Origin of the sequence: Alkalihalobacterium chitinilyticum, assembly GCF_029028005.1 — a bacterium.
GTDB classification, from domain to species: domain Bacteria; phylum Bacillota; class Bacilli; order Bacillales; family Bacillaceae_F; genus Alkalihalobacterium; species Alkalihalobacterium chitinilyticum.
In genome coordinates, this window is sequence record NZ_JAOTPO010000009.1 from 31,275 (window position 1) to 51,622 (window position 20,348).

19 protein-coding genes are annotated in these 20,348 nt (G+C 37.5%); 11 read left to right on the forward strand and 8 right to left on the reverse strand.

Annotated features, from left to right (window positions below; genetic code table 11):
* The first annotated feature begins 11 nt into the window (after nucleotides 1–11).
* Nucleotides 12–1,457, forward strand: coding sequence for an aldehyde dehydrogenase family protein (locus N7Z68_RS13590; protein ID WP_275119024.1), 1,446 nt, complete (start codon nucleotides 12–14; stop codon nucleotides 1,455–1,457).
* A 478-nt stretch (nucleotides 1,458–1,935) separates the two neighbouring features.
* A complete protein-coding gene (locus tag N7Z68_RS13595) occupies nucleotides 1,936–3,333 on the forward strand; it encodes a hypothetical protein (protein WP_275119025.1) in 1,398 nt (465 codons plus the stop codon).
* A gap of 22 nt (nucleotides 3,334–3,355) precedes the next feature.
* Here N7Z68_RS13595 and N7Z68_RS13600 read toward each other — a convergent pair whose 3' ends face one another.
* Nucleotides 3,356–3,616, reverse strand: a complete 261-nt coding sequence (locus tag N7Z68_RS13600) for a DUF6154 family protein (protein ID WP_308447226.1) — start codon at nucleotides 3,614–3,616, stop codon at nucleotides 3,356–3,358.
* Nucleotides 3,617–3,757: 141 nt separating this feature from the next.
* Here N7Z68_RS13600 and N7Z68_RS13605 point away from each other — a divergent pair, with 141 nt between their 5' ends.
* Both N7Z68_RS13605 and N7Z68_RS13610 read left to right on the forward strand, forming a co-directional pair.
* Nucleotides 3,758–4,735 (forward strand): HD domain-containing protein, encoded by a 978-nt coding sequence (locus N7Z68_RS13605; RefSeq protein WP_275119027.1) that lies wholly within the window; start codon nucleotides 3,758–3,760, stop codon nucleotides 4,733–4,735.
* 175 nt (nucleotides 4,736–4,910) lie between these two features.
* Complete coding sequence (locus N7Z68_RS13610; RefSeq protein ID WP_275119028.1) at nucleotides 4,911–6,644, forward strand: glycosyl hydrolase family 18 protein; 1,734 nt, start codon at nucleotides 4,911–4,913, stop codon at nucleotides 6,642–6,644.
* A 100-nt stretch (nucleotides 6,645–6,744) separates the two neighbouring features.
* On the opposite strand, the gene N7Z68_RS13615 is transcribed toward N7Z68_RS13610, so the two are convergent.
* The 3 genes from N7Z68_RS13615 to N7Z68_RS13625 all read right to left on the reverse strand — a co-directional run bounded on the left by N7Z68_RS13615 (nucleotide 6,745) and on the right by N7Z68_RS13625 (nucleotide 8,879).
* Nucleotides 6,745–7,743 (reverse strand): DUF4003 family protein, encoded by a 999-nt coding sequence (locus N7Z68_RS13615; RefSeq protein ID WP_275119029.1) that lies wholly within the window; start codon nucleotides 7,741–7,743, stop codon nucleotides 6,745–6,747.
* Nucleotides 7,744–7,965: 222 nt separating this feature from the next.
* On the reverse strand, nucleotides 7,966–8,298 hold the full coding sequence (locus tag N7Z68_RS13620; RefSeq protein WP_275119030.1) for a hypothetical protein: 333 nt from the start codon (nucleotides 8,296–8,298) through the stop codon (nucleotides 7,966–7,968).
* Between the two features lie 86 nt (nucleotides 8,299–8,384).
* Nucleotides 8,385–8,879 (reverse strand): NUDIX domain-containing protein, encoded by a 495-nt coding sequence (locus N7Z68_RS13625; protein ID WP_275119031.1) that lies wholly within the window; start codon nucleotides 8,877–8,879, stop codon nucleotides 8,385–8,387.
* A 167-nt stretch (nucleotides 8,880–9,046) separates the two neighbouring features.
* On the opposite strand from N7Z68_RS13625, the gene N7Z68_RS13630 reads away from it, so the two are divergent.
* Nucleotides 9,047–9,316 carry a hypothetical protein gene (locus N7Z68_RS13630; protein ID WP_275119176.1) on the forward strand — a complete coding sequence of 90 codons (270 nt, stop codon included), beginning with the start codon at nucleotides 9,047–9,049 and terminating at the stop codon, nucleotides 9,314–9,316.
* A gap of 31 nt (nucleotides 9,317–9,347) precedes the next feature.
* Here the strand turns inward: N7Z68_RS13630 and yxiS are convergent, their stop codons facing one another.
* A complete protein-coding gene (yxiS, locus tag N7Z68_RS13635) occupies nucleotides 9,348–9,650 on the reverse strand; it encodes a protein YxiS (protein WP_275119032.1) in 303 nt (100 codons plus the stop codon).
* 172 nt (nucleotides 9,651–9,822) lie between these two features.
* Here yxiS and N7Z68_RS13640 point away from each other — a divergent pair, with 172 nt between their 5' ends.
* Both N7Z68_RS13640 and N7Z68_RS13645 read left to right on the forward strand, forming a co-directional pair.
* Nucleotides 9,823–12,390, forward strand: a complete 2,568-nt coding sequence (locus N7Z68_RS13640; RefSeq protein ID WP_275119177.1) for a DEAD/DEAH box helicase — start codon at nucleotides 9,823–9,825, stop codon at nucleotides 12,388–12,390.
* A 19-nt stretch (nucleotides 12,391–12,409) separates the two neighbouring features.
* Entirely contained in the window at nucleotides 12,410–13,045 is a 636-nt protein-coding gene (locus N7Z68_RS13645) for a lytic transglycosylase domain-containing protein (RefSeq protein ID WP_275119033.1), read from the forward strand.
* A 49-nt stretch (nucleotides 13,046–13,094) separates the two neighbouring features.
* On the opposite strand, the gene N7Z68_RS13650 is transcribed toward N7Z68_RS13645, so the two are convergent.
* Together N7Z68_RS13650 and N7Z68_RS13655 are read right to left on the reverse strand one after the other, a co-directional pair.
* Nucleotides 13,095–14,309 (reverse strand): DUF4179 domain-containing protein, encoded by a 1,215-nt coding sequence (locus N7Z68_RS13650; RefSeq protein WP_275119034.1) that lies wholly within the window; start codon nucleotides 14,307–14,309, stop codon nucleotides 13,095–13,097.
* Between the two features lie 30 nt (nucleotides 14,310–14,339).
* On the reverse strand, nucleotides 14,340–15,737 hold the full coding sequence (locus tag N7Z68_RS13655; protein WP_275119035.1) for a class II fumarate hydratase: 1,398 nt from the start codon (nucleotides 15,735–15,737) through the stop codon (nucleotides 14,340–14,342).
* 143 nt (nucleotides 15,738–15,880) lie between these two features.
* Here N7Z68_RS13655 and N7Z68_RS13660 point away from each other — a divergent pair, with 143 nt between their 5' ends.
* Together N7Z68_RS13660 and N7Z68_RS13665 are read left to right on the forward strand one after the other, a co-directional pair.
* Nucleotides 15,881–16,663 carry a hydroxypyruvate isomerase family protein gene (locus tag N7Z68_RS13660; RefSeq protein WP_275119036.1) on the forward strand — a complete coding sequence of 261 codons (783 nt, stop codon included), beginning with the start codon at nucleotides 15,881–15,883 and terminating at the stop codon, nucleotides 16,661–16,663.
* Complete coding sequence (locus tag N7Z68_RS13665) at nucleotides 16,660–17,550, forward strand: NAD(P)-dependent oxidoreductase (protein ID WP_275119037.1); 891 nt, start codon at nucleotides 16,660–16,662, stop codon at nucleotides 17,548–17,550. The genes N7Z68_RS13660 and N7Z68_RS13665 overlap by 4 nt, the downstream gene beginning before the upstream one ends.
* Nucleotides 17,551–17,685: 135 nt before the next feature.
* Here N7Z68_RS13665 and N7Z68_RS13670 read toward each other — a convergent pair whose 3' ends face one another.
* Nucleotides 17,686–18,165, reverse strand: coding sequence for a glutathione peroxidase (locus N7Z68_RS13670; RefSeq protein WP_275119038.1), 480 nt, complete (start codon nucleotides 18,163–18,165; stop codon nucleotides 17,686–17,688).
* Nucleotides 18,166–18,412: 247 nt separating this feature from the next.
* On the opposite strand from N7Z68_RS13670, the gene N7Z68_RS13675 reads away from it, so the two are divergent.
* Complete coding sequence (locus tag N7Z68_RS13675) at nucleotides 18,413–18,901, forward strand: flavodoxin domain-containing protein (RefSeq protein ID WP_275119039.1); 489 nt, start codon at nucleotides 18,413–18,415, stop codon at nucleotides 18,899–18,901.
* Between the two features lie 44 nt (nucleotides 18,902–18,945).
* Nucleotides 18,946–20,301, forward strand: coding sequence for a purine-cytosine permease family protein (locus N7Z68_RS13680; RefSeq protein WP_275119040.1), 1,356 nt, complete (start codon nucleotides 18,946–18,948; stop codon nucleotides 20,299–20,301).
* The last annotated feature ends 47 nt before the right edge of the window (nucleotides 20,302–20,348 follow it).

A 20,348-nucleotide genomic window follows, 5' to 3' on the forward strand; every position in this document is an offset into this window, starting at 1 on the left:
AGGAGATAGACATGCCTAGTACCCCTTTACATTATGGCTCATTAATTAATGGTGAAGAACGAAAAGGTTCGGGTAGAAAAAGCTTAGATGTGAGAAGTCCTTTTGATGGTGAAGTTATAGGAACCATTGACTTAGCTTCTGATGAAGATATTGAGCTAGCTCTTGCCACCTCTCAAAGTGTTTTCCGTAATACAATGAAAAAGATGCCGGCTCATCGCCGTGCAGAAATCTTAAGGGAAACAGGTGAACGATTAGCTGAAAGAACAGAGGAGTTTGCTCAAGTTTTAGCACTAGAAGCCGGTAAGCCAATTCGTGATGCACGGGGTGAGATAGGCCGTGCCGTTCAGGTTCTTTATTTTGCTGCTGATGAAGCAAAAAAAATAGAAGGGGAGCTCGTTCCAATGGATAGTGCCGTTGGCGGTGAAAACCGTATCGGTATGGTTCGGCGGATACCAATAGGCGTCGTTGTTGCAATTACACCATTTAATTTCCCCTTAAACTTAGCCTTGCACAAACTAGGCCCGGCTTTTGCAGCGGGGAACACCGTTGTTTTGAAACCAGCGGAAAAGACACCGTTTACTTCTTATATGTTAGCGAAATTATTTGAAGAAGCCGGTCTCCCAAAAGGGGCATTAAACCTTGTAATGGGTATCGGGTCAGACATGGGTGAAAAGCTTGTAACGGATGATCGTGTTAGTAAGATCACTTTTACAGGAAGCCCAAAAGTAGGGAAAATGATTAAAAACCAAGCAGGACTTAAAAAAGTAACGTTGGAATTAGGTTCAAACTCTCCTAATATTATATTTAATGATGGAGATATAGAAACAGCGGCTACGAGTCTAGTAAAAGGGGCATTTGCTTTTGCGGGCCAAGTTTGTATTTCAGCTCAGCGAATATATGTTCAAAAAGGCGTGGCTCAACAATTTCAAGAAACGTTTGTAAGACAGGTAAAAGCGTTAAAAGTAGGAAATCCAAAAGAGGAAACAACAGATATTGGACCTATGATTACGGAAGAGGCCGCCATTCGTGCAGAAGAGTGGGTAGCTGAAGCACGAGATCAAGGAGCTGTACTTTTAACTGGTGGAACACGTTCAGGCAATTTATTTGAACCAACTGTTCTCGTAAATGTTGAACCGCAAATGAAAGTTGTTTGCCAAGAAGTATTTGCTCCAATTGTATCGATCATTCCGTTTGAAACAGAAGAGGAAGTAATAGGCTACGCTAATGATTCGGACTTTGGACTTCAAGCAGGTGTCTTTACAAAAGACATTAACCGTGCGATGCGCTTGGCAGATGAGTTAGAAACGGGTGGAGTGTGGATTAATGAAATGTCTACCTACCGTCAAGATAACTACCCATACGGTGGTGTTAAGTTAAGTGGTGTTGGTAAAGAAGGCGTAAAATACGCTGTTGAAGATATGACAGACATTAAGTTTGTGGGGATTAAGTTAGGATAATAATGTACTAGAGACATATATAAAAGTAATAGACGCAAGAAATTTTTCTTTATGTAACCCATCAGGATTAATAATCATCATTAACGCTACTTTAATGCAACAAAAAAAGAGTTTGAGAATATTCTCAAGCTCTTTTTAATAGTGCAGCTTATTTTAAGATACAAACGACAGTTATTTAGGCAATGGTTTTAATGTTTTTAAACTTCACACCGCATTTACATAGTGTACTATGCTTTAACTGTTTAACTGCGGCATGGCATTTAGGGCATACGGGCTTTTTGTGCATAGAGTTCACACCTTTTCAATTTAATATATAAAAGTTTATTAAGATCCCTGTGTAATTTCTGGATTAAAATGGTAAGATTAGCTCATTAGAGTAGTTTAGTAGAAAAATAAATCTTGTAGTTATAATAATATCATGTTTCAAAAAATAATCAATACTTATTAATAATAATTATAATTTAAAGGGTGGTAAGAAATGATTCATTATAAGCAGGGACTATCTTCCATCTTTTGGGGACTTTTAATTGTATTTTTAGACTTTGATATCAATGGGGTATCGTTATTACCCGACTTTGTTGGGTTTATCCTCGTATTATCAGGGATTCGGGAGATATCAAAACAAGATAAAGGAATGAATTCACTCGTTCCATGGACATACGGTCTGATTGTCTTGTCAGCTATAGCTTGGTTTTCTTCGTTTATAAGAGTCCATGCTGAACCGGCTTTGAAGCAACATGCTGGAATTCTTACAATTGAGCTACCTATTATTGATCTATTCTTTATAACTGATGGGATAGAGCAGGTAATAACCCTTGTTTTTGTAATATTGTTAATGAACTATTATATTCAATTGGTTAAACATTCGAGTGAAGAACAATGGGGGTTGACCTTTATTAGGCGTAGGAATTTTTATGTCGTAGTAAATGGTTTGTTGCTTTTTAGTATGCCATTTGTAGTTATCTTTCCTGGTTGGCTTCCGATCGTGTTTATTTTTTTATTGTTATTAAGCTTTATTGCGTTTATTAGAGTTTTAATGACGGCTTATCGAATGAAAAAGATTGCTGAGACGGAAACTTTTGTTGAATTAGAAGGAATGGAACAGATCAAACCATTTTATGTTACACGAAAAAAATTAACGATAACCGCTTTGGTGGTCATCATTTTATCATGGGCTGGAAGTATACTGTGGCTTGAACAATGGCGTTTAGAGGAGCCGTTACTTCTTCCTGCTTTTATTGCAACTACTGGAGACGATTATGCGAGTGTTTACTACGTACATAACGGTAAACCTGATGATTTGGAACCTCAATTTATCTTTTATAAGGAATTTGAACAGGAAAGTATGATTTTTTTTGAAGGCTATTTTGCGATTGGTCAGTTGCGTTTTAGAACAGGGGATCACGAAGGAGTAAAAGATCTATTAAACAGTGAATTTAGGCTTAGTAACGGTAAGCGTTTGAAAAATAATGGACAATTGTATTATTTAGAATTACGGGAACTGAATACAGATCCATCGAAGTATATGGAACTTCAAAGTGGGAGTGGTGATGCGAGTGGGTATAGTTTAACCTTTAAAGTAAGAAAATCATTTCAAATGATAGAGGAATTGGCTGTTCCGTTTCCAAATGAGGTTCATGATTACTTTACTTTTGCCTGGAAAGGTTCTTCAGAATATGAAGAAGGTGAATTAGTTACTTTTACGATTCAGCCGAAGGAAATGGAAAGCAACCAACAGTTGGCCACTTTCCAATCCCCTGTGAGAATTGTCGTTGATGGAGGTGAAGGTGAGGAGATAATCGATGTTGGTTGGGTTGAATATTACCCTAGGTTCAACATGAGTTCGCTCCAAGATTACGTGAGGCAATTTAAATAAATAGGTAGACGCACATTATAGTCTAATGAATGTAACCTTTTCCTTGATCGTCTTCATTTAAGGTCTCGCCGATTCCTTCTTGAGCGACTTTTAAGCGAAAGGTTTCATATAGGTACATTCCAAACATTTCAAACCGTTCGTTATCAGAAAGCTCATCAATCAATTTTTTCACATCTTCTTTGCTTATTTCTTGGAGGATGCCGTCCACAATAATGTAGGCATCTTCCTCATCTCCTGTTAAATGGTTTTTATACATCTCATAAAGATCATCAACAAATTTCATATCCATCCCCCCGTGCTTAACCAAGTGTTTTCATCTTTCTAGTGTGACATCTTTTACTTTGAATTATTCGAAAGCGATAGTGTAGTAAAGTATTTGTTTTCATTTATGATACATGAGGCAATGAGAGAGGAGGAACGCATTTTGATTATACAAGATTCCGTTTACGGCAGTTATGAAATAGAAAAAGTCCTTGAAGAACTCATTCTTTCTAGTCCAGTGCAGCGCTTGAAGGAAATTCATCAAGGTGGCGCTAGTTACTTAGTTAACCCAAAATGGAATGGGACAAGATATGACCATTCGGTAGGAGTGATGTTACTCATTCGAAAGCTTGGAGGATCGCTCGAAGAACAAATCGCAGGTTTGCTTCATGATGTGTCCCATACTGCATTTTCTCATGTGATTGATTTTGTCCTTGAACAATTAGAGGATAGTTATCACGAAAAAATACTTCATCAAGTTGTTGAAACTTCTGAGGTCCCACAAATTCTAAAGAAACATGGGTACAGTTATGAGGACTTGCTATCTGATGATGAAAAATGGACGTTGCTTGAGCAGCCTGCTCCAGAGCTTTGTGCAGATCGAGTTGATTATACACTTCGAGATATGTTTGAATACGGCAAGATTACCCGTAATGAAATCGAACACTTTTTAGACCAGCTTACTGTTGTAGATGGTAAAATGTTTATTCGAGATTTAGAAACGGCTGAGTGGTTTGTGGAAACGTACTACAAAGAGGTCATTGATTTCTTCTTGGATCCTTTAAATGTTTACGGTTACGACCTATTAACGAAAGCGATTAAGATCGGATTTGAAAAAAACATAATAACTATTGATGATATGTTAGGTGTGGATGAAGAAATAATGTCCATAATGAGCAAATCTCGAGACCAGGACTTACAGTTTTTAATTGGGCAACTTCACGATCAAGTTAACGTTTGTGAAGATAAAGAAGATTATCATGTGCACATGAAAAAGAAAGTAAGGTTGATCGATCCATCTGTGTACATAGAAAAACAATTAGTGAAGGGCTCAAGTTTATCTAAAAAAATTAAAATGATGAACGAAGCGGCTTTAAAAAAATCCACTGAAGGTACGTATGTGAAGGTTATTCATAGGTAGTACGAAACGAAATGTATTAAAGAGCGATGGTGTAAAGGGGACGTTTCCATCGCTTTTTTAGTGGGCCCAAACGTTAAACTTTGGCACCCAATACATTGTCTTTCTATAATTTACAAACTCTTTTCCTTCTATATGTTCGTTATAATACGGGATATAGGCAAAGGAGGGCGAGCTCGTGTCACACAATGATGAGCGTCGATTATTTAATCGTAAGTTTATATATATTGGATGTACCTTACTCTTTTTATTAGTAGTTGGAGGTTCCATTCTAGCAATCTACCCATTTTCATCAAAAGAACAAGTGGAGTACTTTCATTCCGAGCATCCGATTATTTATAAAACAGAAGTCTTTGAAGGTGAATCTATTCTTTTGAACAACCAATACTATGTTAGTTTAAGATTTTTTAAGGAACACATCGATCCAACTGGTTTTTTTGATGAACAGTCAAGGTCAATGATCATTACAACGGATGATAAAGTGCTCCAAGTTCCAGAGGAGGAACTGTCTATTTTTATAAATGAAGAGCCTTTTACATTTGAAATCCCAGTATTAACATTAAATGAACAAGATTATTTTATAAGCCTTGAGTTAGTCGAAATGATTTATGCGTTGGAAACAAATGTAGTCGATGAGACAACAGCTCTTTTTATTCGCGAAGACGGTGAAGAAGTACAATATGCGGTTGTAGCAGACTCATTAAAGGAGCACGAAGCACGCTTAAGAGTAAAAGAGACAGTAACAAGTCCATTTACAGCAGAAGTAATGATTGATGAAAGAGTCATTGTTGAACAACAAAACGAGGAGTTTGTGTATGTCCGTAAGTTAAATGGGGTCGCTGGTTTTATAAAAAGAGATCATATTACCTTAGATCTTGAGCGAGAGCGGATCGTAGTAGAAGTGGATGGAAAAGGAAACACGGACCTACCTATCATTGATGGACCAATTAACCTGACGTGGGAAGCTGTATACACAGAAACACCTAGTGCAAGCTCCTTACCTGAACTCCCTGGGGTAAACGTTGTTTCGCCGACATGGTTTAAACTCAAAAACGGTGAAGGAAATATTTCAAATCTTGGATCGTTAGAGTATATGGAATGGGCAAGAGACAGGGGCTTTCAAGTATGGGGGTTATTTTCTAATGACTTTGATCCTGATTTAACCAATGAGGCGCTCTCCAGTTTTGAAACCCGTCAGAACATGATTCGTCAGCTTATTTATTATAGTCAATTATATGGCTTAGACGGAATTAATGTTGACTTTGAGAATGTATTTTTAAAAGATAAAGATTTGGTTACGCAATTTATGAGAGAACTTACCCCGTATCTCCATCGTGCCGGATTGATTGTTTCTATGGACATTACGTTTATTTCTGCGAGTGAAAATTGGTCGATGTTTTATGACCGAGTGGCCTTATCATCGATCGTGGATTATATGATTGTTATGGCCTATGATGAGCATTGGGCAACATCTCCACAGTCTGGAAGTGTGGCTAGCCTGCCGTGGGTGGAACAAAATGTGTTGCGATTACTGGAAGAAGTTCCGAATGAAAAGCTCGTGCTTGGAATTCCATTCTATGCAAGACTGTGGACTGAGCAAACGACAGACGGTGGAAATGTTGAGGTGTCCTCTCAAGCATTGTCTATGAATGAAGTGCAAGAATGGATAAAAGAGCGGGGATTAACACCAACCTATGACATAGCAACTGGTCAATATTATGTTGAGTTTATTGATGAAAGTGAAGAAGCGACATATAAGATTTGGATAGAAGATGAAACGTCGATTGAAAAAAGGGTGGCTATTAGTCAGGAACACAAACTAGCGGGTGTTGCGAGTTGGGCCAGACACTTTGCAAATGATGCTGCTTGGAAGCATTTAAATCAAGTACTTCACAGTAAATCTGAAAAGTAAAAGAATACTAGGTAGGATTTATACAATAAGTAGTCATTCCACCTTTATATATAAATTTATTAGGTAATTTAAAGGTGGTCGAAGAATATCGACCACCTTTTTAATTCGTGTTTGAGTTTGAAGAGGCAACGGAAACGCTGGTAACAGCAGCGATCATCGCTGCTTGTTGTGCCTGCATGAGTGCTTCAAAAGTAGTAAAGATGCCGGTTTCTAGTATCATGGATTCCTTCATTTTATCTGTCATTAAAAAGTTAACCGCCATTATAAAATTCATATCTTTATGCCATCTGAATGATTTTTCCTTATTAAGTTGGTCTTCAAGTTTCAATACAAAGTCTATTTCCTGAATACCGTCCTCAAGTAAGGCAAGTAACCCGACTTCAGGGTAGTGCATCGTCTTTAATCTTCGTCTAGATTGCTTAAATCTGTCCAAGATATTTAAAGAGCGTTCAATGAGGACATTTGGTTTTTCTTCATATTGCAGCGATAAAATGTGGCTAAGAAATTGAAGGTCATTTCCTTTTCTAAAACCATTTTTAGAGAGCTCATTATAATACGTTTCTGTTAGATCTAGAAGCTTTTGCTTATCCGTATCTACTTTTGCTAGTAAGACTGCTAACGGATAGTCAACAGTGGATGTGAGAAAAAAGTGTTGCGCCTTCATTCCCTTATAAATGGCTAGTGCACGCTCGATACTTTCGCAATGATCACTTTCATCAGGATCGTTAGTAAGTAAAATCATTGCTGCTATATAGGAAAATGAATCGCGTTTAAATCCGCCTTGAATTAACTTTTCATATAAATCGATGAATTCTTGGAATTTTTCTTTTGGATTTTCAAAACGGACATCGAGCATCGCAGCGATCGTAAAACGTTGGTAACCTCTTAATGTTGAGAGCAGTCCAACCTGACTTTTTATGTACTCACTTAATTCTGTAAAATGCGATATATTTAATGCTTTATTGTTAACGACATAAATTGAGGCCACCATCATCAATGTTTTGTCAGAAACTTTCCATTTTAATGCACTTTTTAATTGTTTATAACCATCTATGTATTGCTCAACCTTTTGTTGCAAAGGTTCCTGTAAGATCATCATAATCACTTCTTTCATTAGACTTTACTTAATATACGAAATGTAGAGCGATTGGTTGCACACTTTTGTACATTACAAGAAAGGTTATTTCCTTTTAGTTTATCCTAATATTTTTTCAATCATCGGAGAAATATTTTGAGGGTTAGGAAAAAGTTGTTACCTAACTTCATCATTTGAATTATCGAGTTTACTTTCAAAAACAAAATAAAAAGAGACTGATAAACATCAGCCTCTTGCATAAGAAAGCTTTTTGAATGGGACAATTTTTGTGAATTGTTGAAAGTCCCGTAACTCACTCTCAATTTTAATCAGTTTCAAGACATCCGTGAACGTTTGAACATTTTGTATTACGTCAATAAACTGTTCGGTAAAAGAACGATTTTCTAATGATGACCGCAAATGAGCATTCAAGGTAACCCAATCAAAACTTTGTGTTTCGTACGCTTTAGAACGGCTCCATAAAATGTATTGGTAGCTAATCGGTGATAGTGTAAGGTTACTATCAGTTTCAAGAAAATCATTACACCATTTTACAGCTAGTGCTTTTTCCTCAATCATAAGGCAACAACCCTTATCTAGTAATTATCTTCTACCATTATATTAGAATGTTGGCCGATAAACTACTTGATAAGTTTGGAAGACGCTTATAGGAGTTTTTCTGCCTTTAACTTTTCTATGACGAGAAGGTCGGTTTCAAAGGCTAGTTCTGGTATCGCGTCAAAGGCAAAGTAGTCTACTTCACTTAAATCATCATTCGCTTTTAACGTGCCACCTAAAACTTCTGCAAAAAACCATATACCTACAGTATGCTGTTCAGGATTATGAAAATTCGAGTGCACCTCATAAACTTTTTTTAATTCGATATGCAGACCTGTTTCTTCAAAAAACTCTCTTTTGGCTGCTGCACGAACGTCTTCATCGTATTCAACATAACCACATGGAATACACCATTTATCCTTATAACTTATATTACGTTTTCCGAGAAGAAGTTTTTGGTCCTGGATAACAATTGCGGCCACGCCAACGATTGGATTTTGATAAAAAATAAATCCGCAATTGATACACTTAGGTTGGTGAATACTTTTCGTACCTTGAATTTCTAATGTACCACCGCATTTCGGACAAAACCGGTAGCGCATTTGATCACCCCATTTATCAAATAGCTTTTATGTAACATAGGACACCATGGAAGATAGATGCACTTTAAATAAATTGTCAAGGTAAGTACTTCAAAAAAACATAAATGCAATTATCTTTTTAGTATTAGGGCAAACTATTTTAAAATGCTATGGAGAGTGAAGTGACAATGTCCTATGTTAATGGTCAAATTATTACCGGAGAATTTGATACGAATTCAAATGAATTCTTGCTGCATTCCGTCAAACACCATTTAACAGAAACCAGTTTAAAGCAAAGTCAAGTTGCCCAATTATATAATTACTTGAAAAAGCACGAGAACGAAGCGGGTGGACAAGTTGTCAGCCTTTACGATCAACTGCTTGTTCCGTTATCAAGCAAAGAGACAAAGGCCATCTTAAGAGATCTTGAACAAATTCAATACCTATATCAGGAATGAAGATCCCCCCCTGAAAAGTTTCACTTTCACTTTATTGTTGCTCTCGCTTTGAAATTTCTTCAGTAACAATAAATGCGAGGTCCTCATTACCAAATAAGGAAAGTACACCGAGGACGGTATCGTCAGGGATTGGACCTGCTTCTTCTTTAGAAACTGTTAAACTTAAAGCTTGTTGTAAAGCTTGGTTACTTTCTTGGTTAGGATAGGCTCGTAAGTATAGTTCCTCAGGATTTAAATCATGATTGACACACCATTGGGCAAAAACGAGAATCATCATTTGTTCATCTTGTTGAAAGTTTTGGATAATCTGTTCTTCTAATTGCTTTTTGCTCATTGAAAAATCTCCTTATAAACAGTATGGTTAATATATTATAACAAACAACTTTGGATGACGAATAAAAAAGAACACTGCGTCTCTTTCAGACAAAAGTGAAGCTAGCCAATAAGTAGTAAAAATCTAAAAAAAATACATAGTGTCTCTGAACGAATAGGAAGGGGTGCTTATGATGAGCAAGCTAACCGTACTTTACCCTCAAGCGATAGAACATACGAAAATGAAAATTAATGAGGACATCGATCATTACCTTGAGATAAAAGAATCAATGCCCACATATGAACAATATATAATTGACCGTCGGCACTATATTGAACAAATTTGGATTAATGTCTGGCTTACAAAAGTAACGAATGATGTACCAAAGCGAGAGAAGAAGGCTTTTCTTAGTGAAAATGGCTATGAAGTTGAAGGTGTAGACCGGAAATTGATTAACCGTTTGTTTCGAAACGAAATGCGTTCATATGAACCATTTGATACCCTTTCATGGGTTGAGGAATCATTTTCTGGAAATGACTTAGGATGGGAAGAACGTTATCATCGTGTACGCGAAGAATTTCTTAAAAGAAAAGAAGAAGAGTTACAAGCTGAAAAAAGAAGCAGCATTAAAGAAAACATTGAAGCTTTTGCTCAACATTTAATTGCAGAAGAATATGAACATTTTTACCTTTACGTCAGGCACCATGTGGCGAAACAATTAGCTTTTGATTTTGAGAACAATCAAAAGTATCCTGCAATTGCACCTTTTAAGATAGAAGAGAAGTTAGTTGAAGAAGGTCCTTTTGATCCCTCTAACTATTCAACAATAGCTACGTTTTTTGATGAATTAACAGGGGCTGTTCATAAAAAATTTCATTGGGAATACGAAACGTATTTTTATGCGTATGAAAAATTAATCGGTGACTATCTTCCAAATTTTGTAGCACGTACTGTATTGGAGCAATTGCCTCCATCACTAACGGATCAATATGCTATAGAATTCAATCGAGACTTATCTCAAAGATCGTTAAGAAAACTGTTAACCATCTATGTCAATACTCTTGAAAGTGATTATTTTAAAAGGATACAAGAAGAATATGTATCTGATCTTCTCGAATTAGCAACCATTCAATTTGATCTAGAACGTCACGAAAAAATATACGAACAAGATCTTGAAGATCGTGAACGAAAAAAAGCCGAAGAAATAGCTGAGATTGAAAGAAAAAAAGCGATGGAAGAACGGATGCTCGAAGATATATTTGGGCGTGAATATCGACCATCGATTGGCCGAAACATTCAGTATGTGCTGCATATCGGTGAAACCAATACAGGTAAGACCCATCATGCACTAGAACGAATGAAAGAAGCAAACAGCGGTTTATATTTAGCACCACTTCGATTGTTAGCTCTTGAAGTATTCGATAAATTAAATCACGAAGGAGTTCCTTGTTCACTGAAAACAGGTGAAGAAGAAAAAGAGATGGAAGGTGCGAACCATATTTCGTGTACAGTTGAAATGTTCCATGAAAAAGAGTTCTACGATATCGTTGTCATTGATGAGGCTCAAATGATTGCAGATAATGATCGTGGGTTTTCATGGTTCAAGGCGCTCACAAAAGCTAATGCGAAAGAAGTCCATATTATCGGAAGTCATAACGCAGAATCAATGATTGTCGAACTGCTGGGGGATTCGGATATTGAAATTTATAAGTATTACCGCGAAATCCCCCTTGAAGTAGAGTCGAAAGAGTTTAGCATGAAGCATACGAGAAAAGGGGATGCACTCGTTTGTTTTTCCCGAAGAAGAGTACTTGAAACGGCTTCTAAGTTGCAGAACAGCGGTCATTCGGTCAGTATGATTTACGGCAGTATGCCCCCTGAAACGCGGAAAAAACAAATGCAACGTTTTATTGATGGTGAAACGAATGTCATAGTTGCGACAGATGCGATCGGCATGGGGTTAAACTTACCGATTCGGCGAATTGTTTTTCTAGAAAATGAAAAATTTGACGGTACAAGAAGACGACGTCTAACGTCTCAAGAAGTAAAACAAATTGCTGGACGTGCAGGTCGGAAAGGGATCTATGATGTTGGTAAAGTCGCTTTTACGAAAGACATTAAACGTATGAAGCGTCTGTTAGATCAAGAAGATGCACTTGTGTCGACATTCGCCATTGCACCAACGAATGCAGTATTTGAGCGATTTCAGAAATATCATCGTGATCTTGGAACGTTTTTTGAGCTATGGAATAAGTTTGAAAGTCCAAAAGGTACGAAGAAAGCAACTCTTTCTGAGGAAAGAGAATTGTATACGATGGTACGTGGTACGCAAATCGAGGCACGCTTATCAATGATGGATCTTTATGGATTTTTACATTTACCTTTTTCGACGAATGAAACGCTCCTAACAAAACAGTGGAGAAGAGCTATGTCCGCGATAATAAAAGGTGAAGAACTACCGGAGCCTATTATTAAAAAAGGGACACTTGAAGAAGTAGAGCTGTCTTACAAAGCGGTTGGTTTACATTTGCTATTCTTGTACCGGCTTGACCGACGTACCGAAGCATTATACTGGGAGCGAGTACGTGAGGAGATTAGTGATGATGTACACGAACGCCTAAAAACAGACGTCCGAAATATGAGCAAGAACTGTAAAACCTGCGGAACGAAGCTTGACCTTGACTTCGCATTTCCAATATGTGAGGACTGCTATGCTTCCCGACACAAGAAATATGATTATTATTATGAATTCAAAAGATAGAAAGTGAAAGGTAAGAATCATGGGGAAGAAGAAAAAGAAAATAAGAAAATCAATGAGAGGACGGTTAATCTTCGCATTCGCCGTTCTTCTTCTTGTGATGGTGTTACATTATCAAACGGAAATAAAAAGAGGTCTTATTCAATTTTCGTTTAAAGATAATGCCATTCCAAGCTGTTATATACCGATTTATAAAGAAGCTGCCGAAACGTATGCCATACCATGGGAATTACTCGCTGCGATTCATCGAATTGAAACGAGATTTTCAACGGTAGATCCAATGGTTAGTTCAGTTGGAGCTGTCGGTCATTTTCAATTTATGCCCCGTACATGGGTCGGTTGGCGATACCCAGGAACCGACTTAGGAGATATAACAGATGGTGTAGATATAACCGACCTCGAATTGATAGTAGAATATGGCGGCTATGGGATAGATGCTTCAGGTAACGGAAAAGCAGATCCTTTTAATGTAGTTGATGCTGCGAATGCCGCAGCAAAATATTTAGCCGATCATGGTGCGGCAAATGGTGATCTACCAAAAGCGGTTTTTTCTTATAATCATAGTCAAAAATATGTAGATAAAGTGTTGCATTACTATGAGCTGTATAACGACGGCGGATACACAGCAGAAAAGCCGTCTGGGTATTGTTTTAAATAGAAATAAGAGGCGGGCACCTGGTGACAGTGCTCGCCTTATATGGTTAGCCCTAAAATGAATTGTTTACAAATTGAACTTTAATTTCAAATTCATTAACATAGTTAGGTTTTTTTAGTTTAACTGTGTTTAAATATAACTCACCATCAATAGAAGACATTGATCGAAAGGTTGCTTGATATTGATTGGTTGTACCTTCAATTCTTTTAGGAGCTTCATCAAAATGGTATTCATTACCGTCTGTATCTTCAATCCATAAAACCATTGCTTGCTGATAGGCATGGTATCCTTTCGTCTCGTATGTGACATTAACAATATCATTGTTCTCCTCAACCGTTAAAATCTTTAATTGTCCCATCTTTCCTTGTGAAAGAGTGAATGCTTTTCCCTTCCATTTCTTTTTGACCTTTTTAGGTTGATGAGTACTGATGTCAACGAAATAAGGTTTGACTGTTAACGTTTTTGGTGTTTTTTTTAGGGGCTCAAAGTAATATTTAGAATTGCTAATAAACTTGTCGCCTTTAATTCTTCCACCCCCGCCACTACTTAATGGTTGTAGGACACGTCCTTGGTCGTCTACGATTTGAAAGGACAAAATGTGAGGATCTTGAGAGTTAAGACTTTCATAATCCATGACTTCTCTGTATTTTATTTCAATAGCAGTTGGGAAGAAGGTAATTTTGTCATAGTAAAGTGAATAATCATTAGCTTCTTTTTCTTTTGTAATGAAATACGAGTAATGGTGACCCTTTCTCTCAACAGGAAGTTCAAGGTACAATGATTGGTCTTTGTAGGATTGTAATCCAAGCAAGAAGGAATTGGGCAAGGAATATTCATCAGAAAGCTGAACTTCAAACATTCCAATATACATTCCAATATTCAATCTAGTTTCACTAACCCCAAAACTGTGACTTCCGATTTGTCCATTATTAATTGAAATCCCTACGTCTAAAAAGCCGTTTCTATCAGGCCCGACTTTTAGGGTATCTATAGGTTCAATGATATAACCGATATAGATCTTCGACCCATCAAAAAGGCTCTCCGTAAAAGTAATGACGTTGTCCTCGATGGTAACTTTTTTATTTACAGCCGTTGTTAAACCTTTTTCACGAGCGTTTTTTAATCCTATATGACCAACTATGTCAAAAACCGAACCAATGTTAGTTGTAGATTTTAATTCATCAGCTTGAGTTGGATAACTATATAACCCTGCTATAAAAAACGAAAGTATAACAAGTGGAATTAATTTGAATTTACTTGACGCCATTGGCAGTCTCCTTCTTATCAAACTTTTAACTTAAACCATTCTATTAGGATCGATTGCTTTTTTAACTTCATCTGACATTAACCCTAACTCTTGGAGAACTTGATTTAACGTCTTATTTTCAACATCAGCCTGCATTCCAATCTGAGCTGTAAGATCGTACCCCATAGATGGGCTGAGCCCAGTGACTAATGCTAAGCTTGCTTCCATCCAATTTTTACATACTTCTTCATTCGCTTGAATCCCTGTAATACATTTTGTGACTAATGTCGAAACAGCATTAGCTAGTATATCGATGGCGTCAAGTAAAGTGTAGGCAATGAGCGGCATCATGACATTAATCTCTAACTGAGCGGACATTCCGGCTGTAGCGATAGCTGCTTCATATCCGATGATTTGACAGCAAACCATATGAACCATTTCTAAGATCGCTGGATTTACTTTTCCGGGCATAATCGTTGAGCCAGGCTGTACGGATGGCAGTGTTATTTCAGCTAAGCCTGTACGAGGTCCAGAACTTAACAAACGCAAATCACTGGTAATTTTTATTAAGTGAACAGCGAGCTCCTTTAAAGCCATCATTGTACGGATCGGTGCATTACGATTTTGCATAAAGCTAAACAGGTTGGCTGGAGATCGAAAAGGGTAATTCGTGCGATTGCTGATCTCTAGAATAACTTTTTGCGGGTAATCTGGGTGTGTATTTATAGGAGTGCCAATTGCATTGCCGCCTAAACCAATTTCATAAAGCGGGTCAACGGTTGCTTCAATTTGTGCGTACATTGATTCGATTGTCCCGGCATACCCTGAAAATTCTTGTCCTAATCGCATCGGCACTGCATCGTGTAAATGAGTTCTACCCGTTTTTAAAATGTGCATAAATTGATTAGACTTGTTTTGGAGCTCTTGTTGCAAATCAGAGATAGCAGGAAGAAGCCGTTGATTTATATTTTCTACTGCAGCCATATTTAGTGCTGCAGGAAATGTATCATTTGTTGATTGTGCCATATTTACATGGTCGTTTGGATGTACTCGAAATGTATTGAGAGAATGATCGATAGACCCACCTAATAACTCGGTAGCCCGGTTAGCAATAATTTCATTTGCGTTCATATTTTGTGAGGTACCAGCTCCCGCTTGGTATACATCTACGACAAAATGATCATCCCATTGTCCTTTTGTAACTTCCTCAGCGGCTGTAATGATGGCTTGAGCTATATTTTGAGGTAATTTCCCAACCTCCATGTTCACAAGTGCCGCAGAAGCTTTAATAATACCTTGTGCTTTAATAAAGGATCGGGGCAGTTTTCTCCCGCTAATTTGAAAATTCTCGAAAGCGCGTCGGGTTTGAGAACCATAGTACGCATTAGATGGAACATGAATTTCACCTAAAGTATCTTTTTCTTTGCGAAATTGATTAGATGGTATCATTATTTATCTCCTTAACATCCATTAATCTTAAAGGTTATTGTTTCCAGAGGAGATCTATATTATTTGAAAATTGATTTATGAAGGAATTTAGGATAAATTGTCGAAATAGTTTTAACTATCAATTTTATAGAGGTGTGTGTAAAGTGTTTCAATTTGCTGTTAATCTTTCAACGGTTTTTACTGAAGTACCATTTCTAGAACGTTTTACTAAAGCAAAGGAAGCGGATTTTTCTTATGTTGAATGTCAATTTCCATACAGCTTTTCGATTGAAGATATTAAAAAGGAGCTTAACCAACATCAATTATCACTTGTACTTATGAACTTACCGCCGGGTAACTGGGAAAAGGGGGATCGCGGTTTAGCCGTTGATCCTTCTATGATGACTGAGTTTCGGGAAGGAGTTGAGGACGGGATCAAGTATGCGAAGGCTCTAGGCTGCTCAAAAATACACTGCATGGCAGGAGTACTGCCTGAAGGACTTGAAAGAGCGGTTGCGAAGAAAACGTACTTAGACAATATTCAATATGCAGCGAGTCGTTTTGAAAAACATCAATTAACACTACTCATAGAACCTATTAATTCTTTTGATATGCCAGGTTACTTTTTATCGAATATTGAAGAAGCGGTTAACGTCCTTCGAGAAGTCGATTTACCAAACGTGAAGCTTCAGTATGATTTTTATCATCAGCAAAGAATTCAGGCTGGTTCCCTTATCTCAGCCTTTGAAAAGTACAAAAACCATATAGGACATGTACAAATAGCCGATGTTCCTGGTCGTCACGAACCTAGAACAGGAGAAATCGATTATGAATTGGTTTTTAAGTCGCTGGATAACCTTCAATATCAAGGGTTTGTTGGGCTAGAATACACGCCTAAGGGAAAAAGTGAAGACAGCTTTGTGTGGATGAGGAGGAATGGGAAATGAACATTGGATTTATCGGAACGGGTGTTATGGGTTCGAGAATGGTAAAAAGATTGTTAGCTGCGGGCTATAAGGTAACGGTCTATAATCGCTCTCCAGAAAAAGTCGAACCACTTATAAAAGAAGGGGCTTTTCAAGCAGAAGATATAGCAACTCTATCAAATCAGTCAGACGTAATTTGTACGTGTCTATCCATGCCTCAAGATGTAGAAGAAGTGTATTGTGGGAGCGGTGGGGTATTAGAACACACCAAGTCTAACACCGTCTGTATTGATTTTACGACAGTCGGCGTTGATACGAGTAAATATGTTGCGATGAAGGCTGTTGAAAAAGGGACCGATTATTTAGATGCACCTGTTAGTGGCGGTCCAGAAGGAGCGGAACAAGGAACATTAACTATCATGGTCGGTGGAAAAGAGACTTCTTTTGTTCAAGTTCTTTCAATATTAGATGTGTTAGGAAAGACAATCAAGCACCTCGGCCCAACTGGATCGGGTAGTGCAGCCAAATTAATTAACCAGTACTTAGTAGCTGTTCATTCCATTGCTGCTTCAGAGGCTATGGTAACAGGAACAGCCCTCGGTTTAAATCCTGAACATCTTTTTGAAATATTACAAGTAAGCTATGGAGATAGTAAAATGCTACGAAGACATATGGGAGATTACGTTTTAGACCGCCAATTTGAACCTGGCGGCGCTGTAAAATACGTTCACAAAGATGTGAAACTAGCTAATCCATTATTTGAACAAGCAGGATTACAGGAGTTTTCCGGACGGTTTGCCGAACGAGCTTTTCAAGAAGCGATTGATCAAGGGTTTGCCGATTTAGATATGTCTGCCGTTATCCGTCCTTTGGAAGAAGAATGCGATGTCGTTGTTAAAAAAAGATGATGGGAAGTATTTTGGAGAAGGTAGTAACGAAGCTGTAAGGTCAACCACGTGAATGTAATCTAATTATCAAAAAACAGGATGCAAATCAAATCTAGATTTGATTTGCATCCAAATACTAAGCTAATGAGACTATAATCACTGGCCCAACGCGGCTTCAATTGCCTTAATTACTTGATCGTCATCGGGCTTAATACGACTTCCGTACCGTTCAATGAGTTCACCATCACGTGAAATAAGAAACTTTTCAAAGTTCCATTTAATTGGGTCGCCTAAGGCTGTTAACTGTTTAAACAAAGGGTGAGTGTCCTCTTCCCCTGCATGAACTTTATCGAATACTTCAAATGAAACCCCGTAGTTTACTTGACAGAACTCAACGATTTCCTCGACCGTACCTGGCTCTTGCCCACCAAAGTCATTGGATGGAAAGGCAAGGATTTCAAAACCTTGACTTTTGTATTTTTGGTATACACTTTCTAACTGTTCGTACTGAGATGTAAAGCCGCATTTAGATGCAACGTTCACAATGAACAGCACTTTTCCTTCATAATCTTGAAGCTTCCTTTCATTTCCATCAGCTGTTGTTACACTTACGTTAAAAATTGAGTCCTTTGACATTGTATCTTCACTAATCCTTTCCGTTTCGGTAACTTGTTGCCCACAAGCGCTCAATAAGAGGGCGGACAATAAAAAGACCAACAATCGCAACTCGATCACCTATTTCTTAATTATGTCAATTAATTAAGGCATCCATTTTATTCAAGTAAAGTATAGTACAATGGCATGGTAATCTCAAACATTATGGTATTCCTATCCATTAACATATAATATACTGTTTATAAGTGAAAATTGTGGGGGAATACATATGAAGTGTTTAATCGTTTATAGTACTTCACATGGGACAACAGAAAAAGCATCCAAACTTCTTTCTCACTATTTTGAAGGTAATGTTGAACTTGTAGACTTAAATAGGAGTATCTTTCAGCCTAAAATTGATCGGTATGACACGATTATTATTGGCGGTTCTATTCACTTGGGTACAATCCAAAAAAAAGTGAGACAATTTATAAAAGCAAATCTTGATCAACTGTTAACTAAAAGAGTCGGGCTTTTTCTTTGTTGTATGAATGAAGGTGAATTAGCAAAAGAGCAATTTAATAAGGTATACCCAGTTCAATTAAGAGAGCACTCCTTCGCCAACGGACTTTTTGGCGGCGAGCTCCTGTTTTCACAGATGAACTTTTTAGAACGGCAAATCGTTACGAAAGTTAAGGGCATTAGTAGTGACGTTACTAATTTAAATGAAGAATCCATTCGTGCATTTGCTAAGCAGATGAATGAAAAAATCAGCTAGTCCCTAATTCAGTTTCAGTCGAATGAACAGCTAGGAGTGGCATTATGGGAGAAGTAAATTATCGTCATAAAGAGAAAATTCCAGTCGTAGAACGGTATGGTTTAGAGTCGGTACCCATTCATTTGCGAACGACAACTTCGATTGAATATGCGATGATTCAGATGGCCATCTCAGTCAATGCAGGAAATGTATTAATTCCTGCATTAGCAGTACTGCAAGGTGGCTTATCTTTTTTTCAGGCAGTGTTATCAACGATGATTGGTGCAACTGTTGCATTTATTTTCGTCTCATTTTTAGCGTTACCAGGTGCAAAATACGGTATTCCTGCACAATATGCTATTCGTTCGATTATGGGAGTAAAGGGGGCACGGTATATTGCCTCACCGGTTCGGACGATTACATCACTATACTGGTTTGCTGTACAAACGATAGGTGGGACATATCTATTAAAAGAGTTACTAGAAAGAGTCGCATCAATCGAGGTCCCTTTTACCCCGCTCGCGTTAGTAATGGCTACGATCATGGCAACTCTAGCACTCATTGGTTTTGAAGCAGTTAAAAAGATGACGAAGTATTTTTTACCACTGCTTTTTATGGGTGGTGTCGTTATGCTCTATATATTAATAACTGCTGATCGAAGTGGTATCGTAATGTCGGACGTAAATACACATGATGGAACTATACCAATAGGAACGATGATGTTCTTTGCAAGCTTAGCCTTTGTTCAGTATATTTCTGGTGTTAGCTCAGCTTCGGATATGGCTCGGTACGCAAAATCTACAAAACACGCATATTTTGGGTTGTTAACAGGCAATACAGTTGGTTTTGCATTAACCGCAATACTAGGAGCTTATACTGCAACGATTTCAGGAAATTGGAATCCGTATGTTGTTTCGAGTCAGCTTACTAGTTCATTTATTTTAACTGCGATTATCTTTGTCGCAGCCATTTTTTCAATGATTACGATTAATTTAAGTAATGCGTATACAGGTGGATATAGCTTATTAAATAGTATTCCTCATTTAGGTAGAGTTCGCAGTGCAATTATTTTTGGAGTCACAGCGGTTACTCTAAGTGCTTTTCCAAATCTAGTGACTAATGCGCAAGTTTATATTTCATGGATGGGTGCGCTTATTATCCCGCTTTCGGCTGTTATTGTAATTGATTATATTATCATTAAAAAACGTGAACTAACTTCAGTTGATTTCGAAAAGCTAACGACTAATAGTTTTCACTATAATAAGACCGGATTGCTCACTATTAGTATAGGCATTGTTCTTTATTTGTGTCTCCCAGTATCTCTTTCGCCTGGTTTTATTACTTTTGTTGGAACTTGCTTCGTTTATATTGTTTTAAAGCTGTATAACAAAAGGAATGCAATTATGGATGAATTCCAATAGAAAATCTCTATCAAGCTATTATAAATATGATAAAATGATATAGGTTT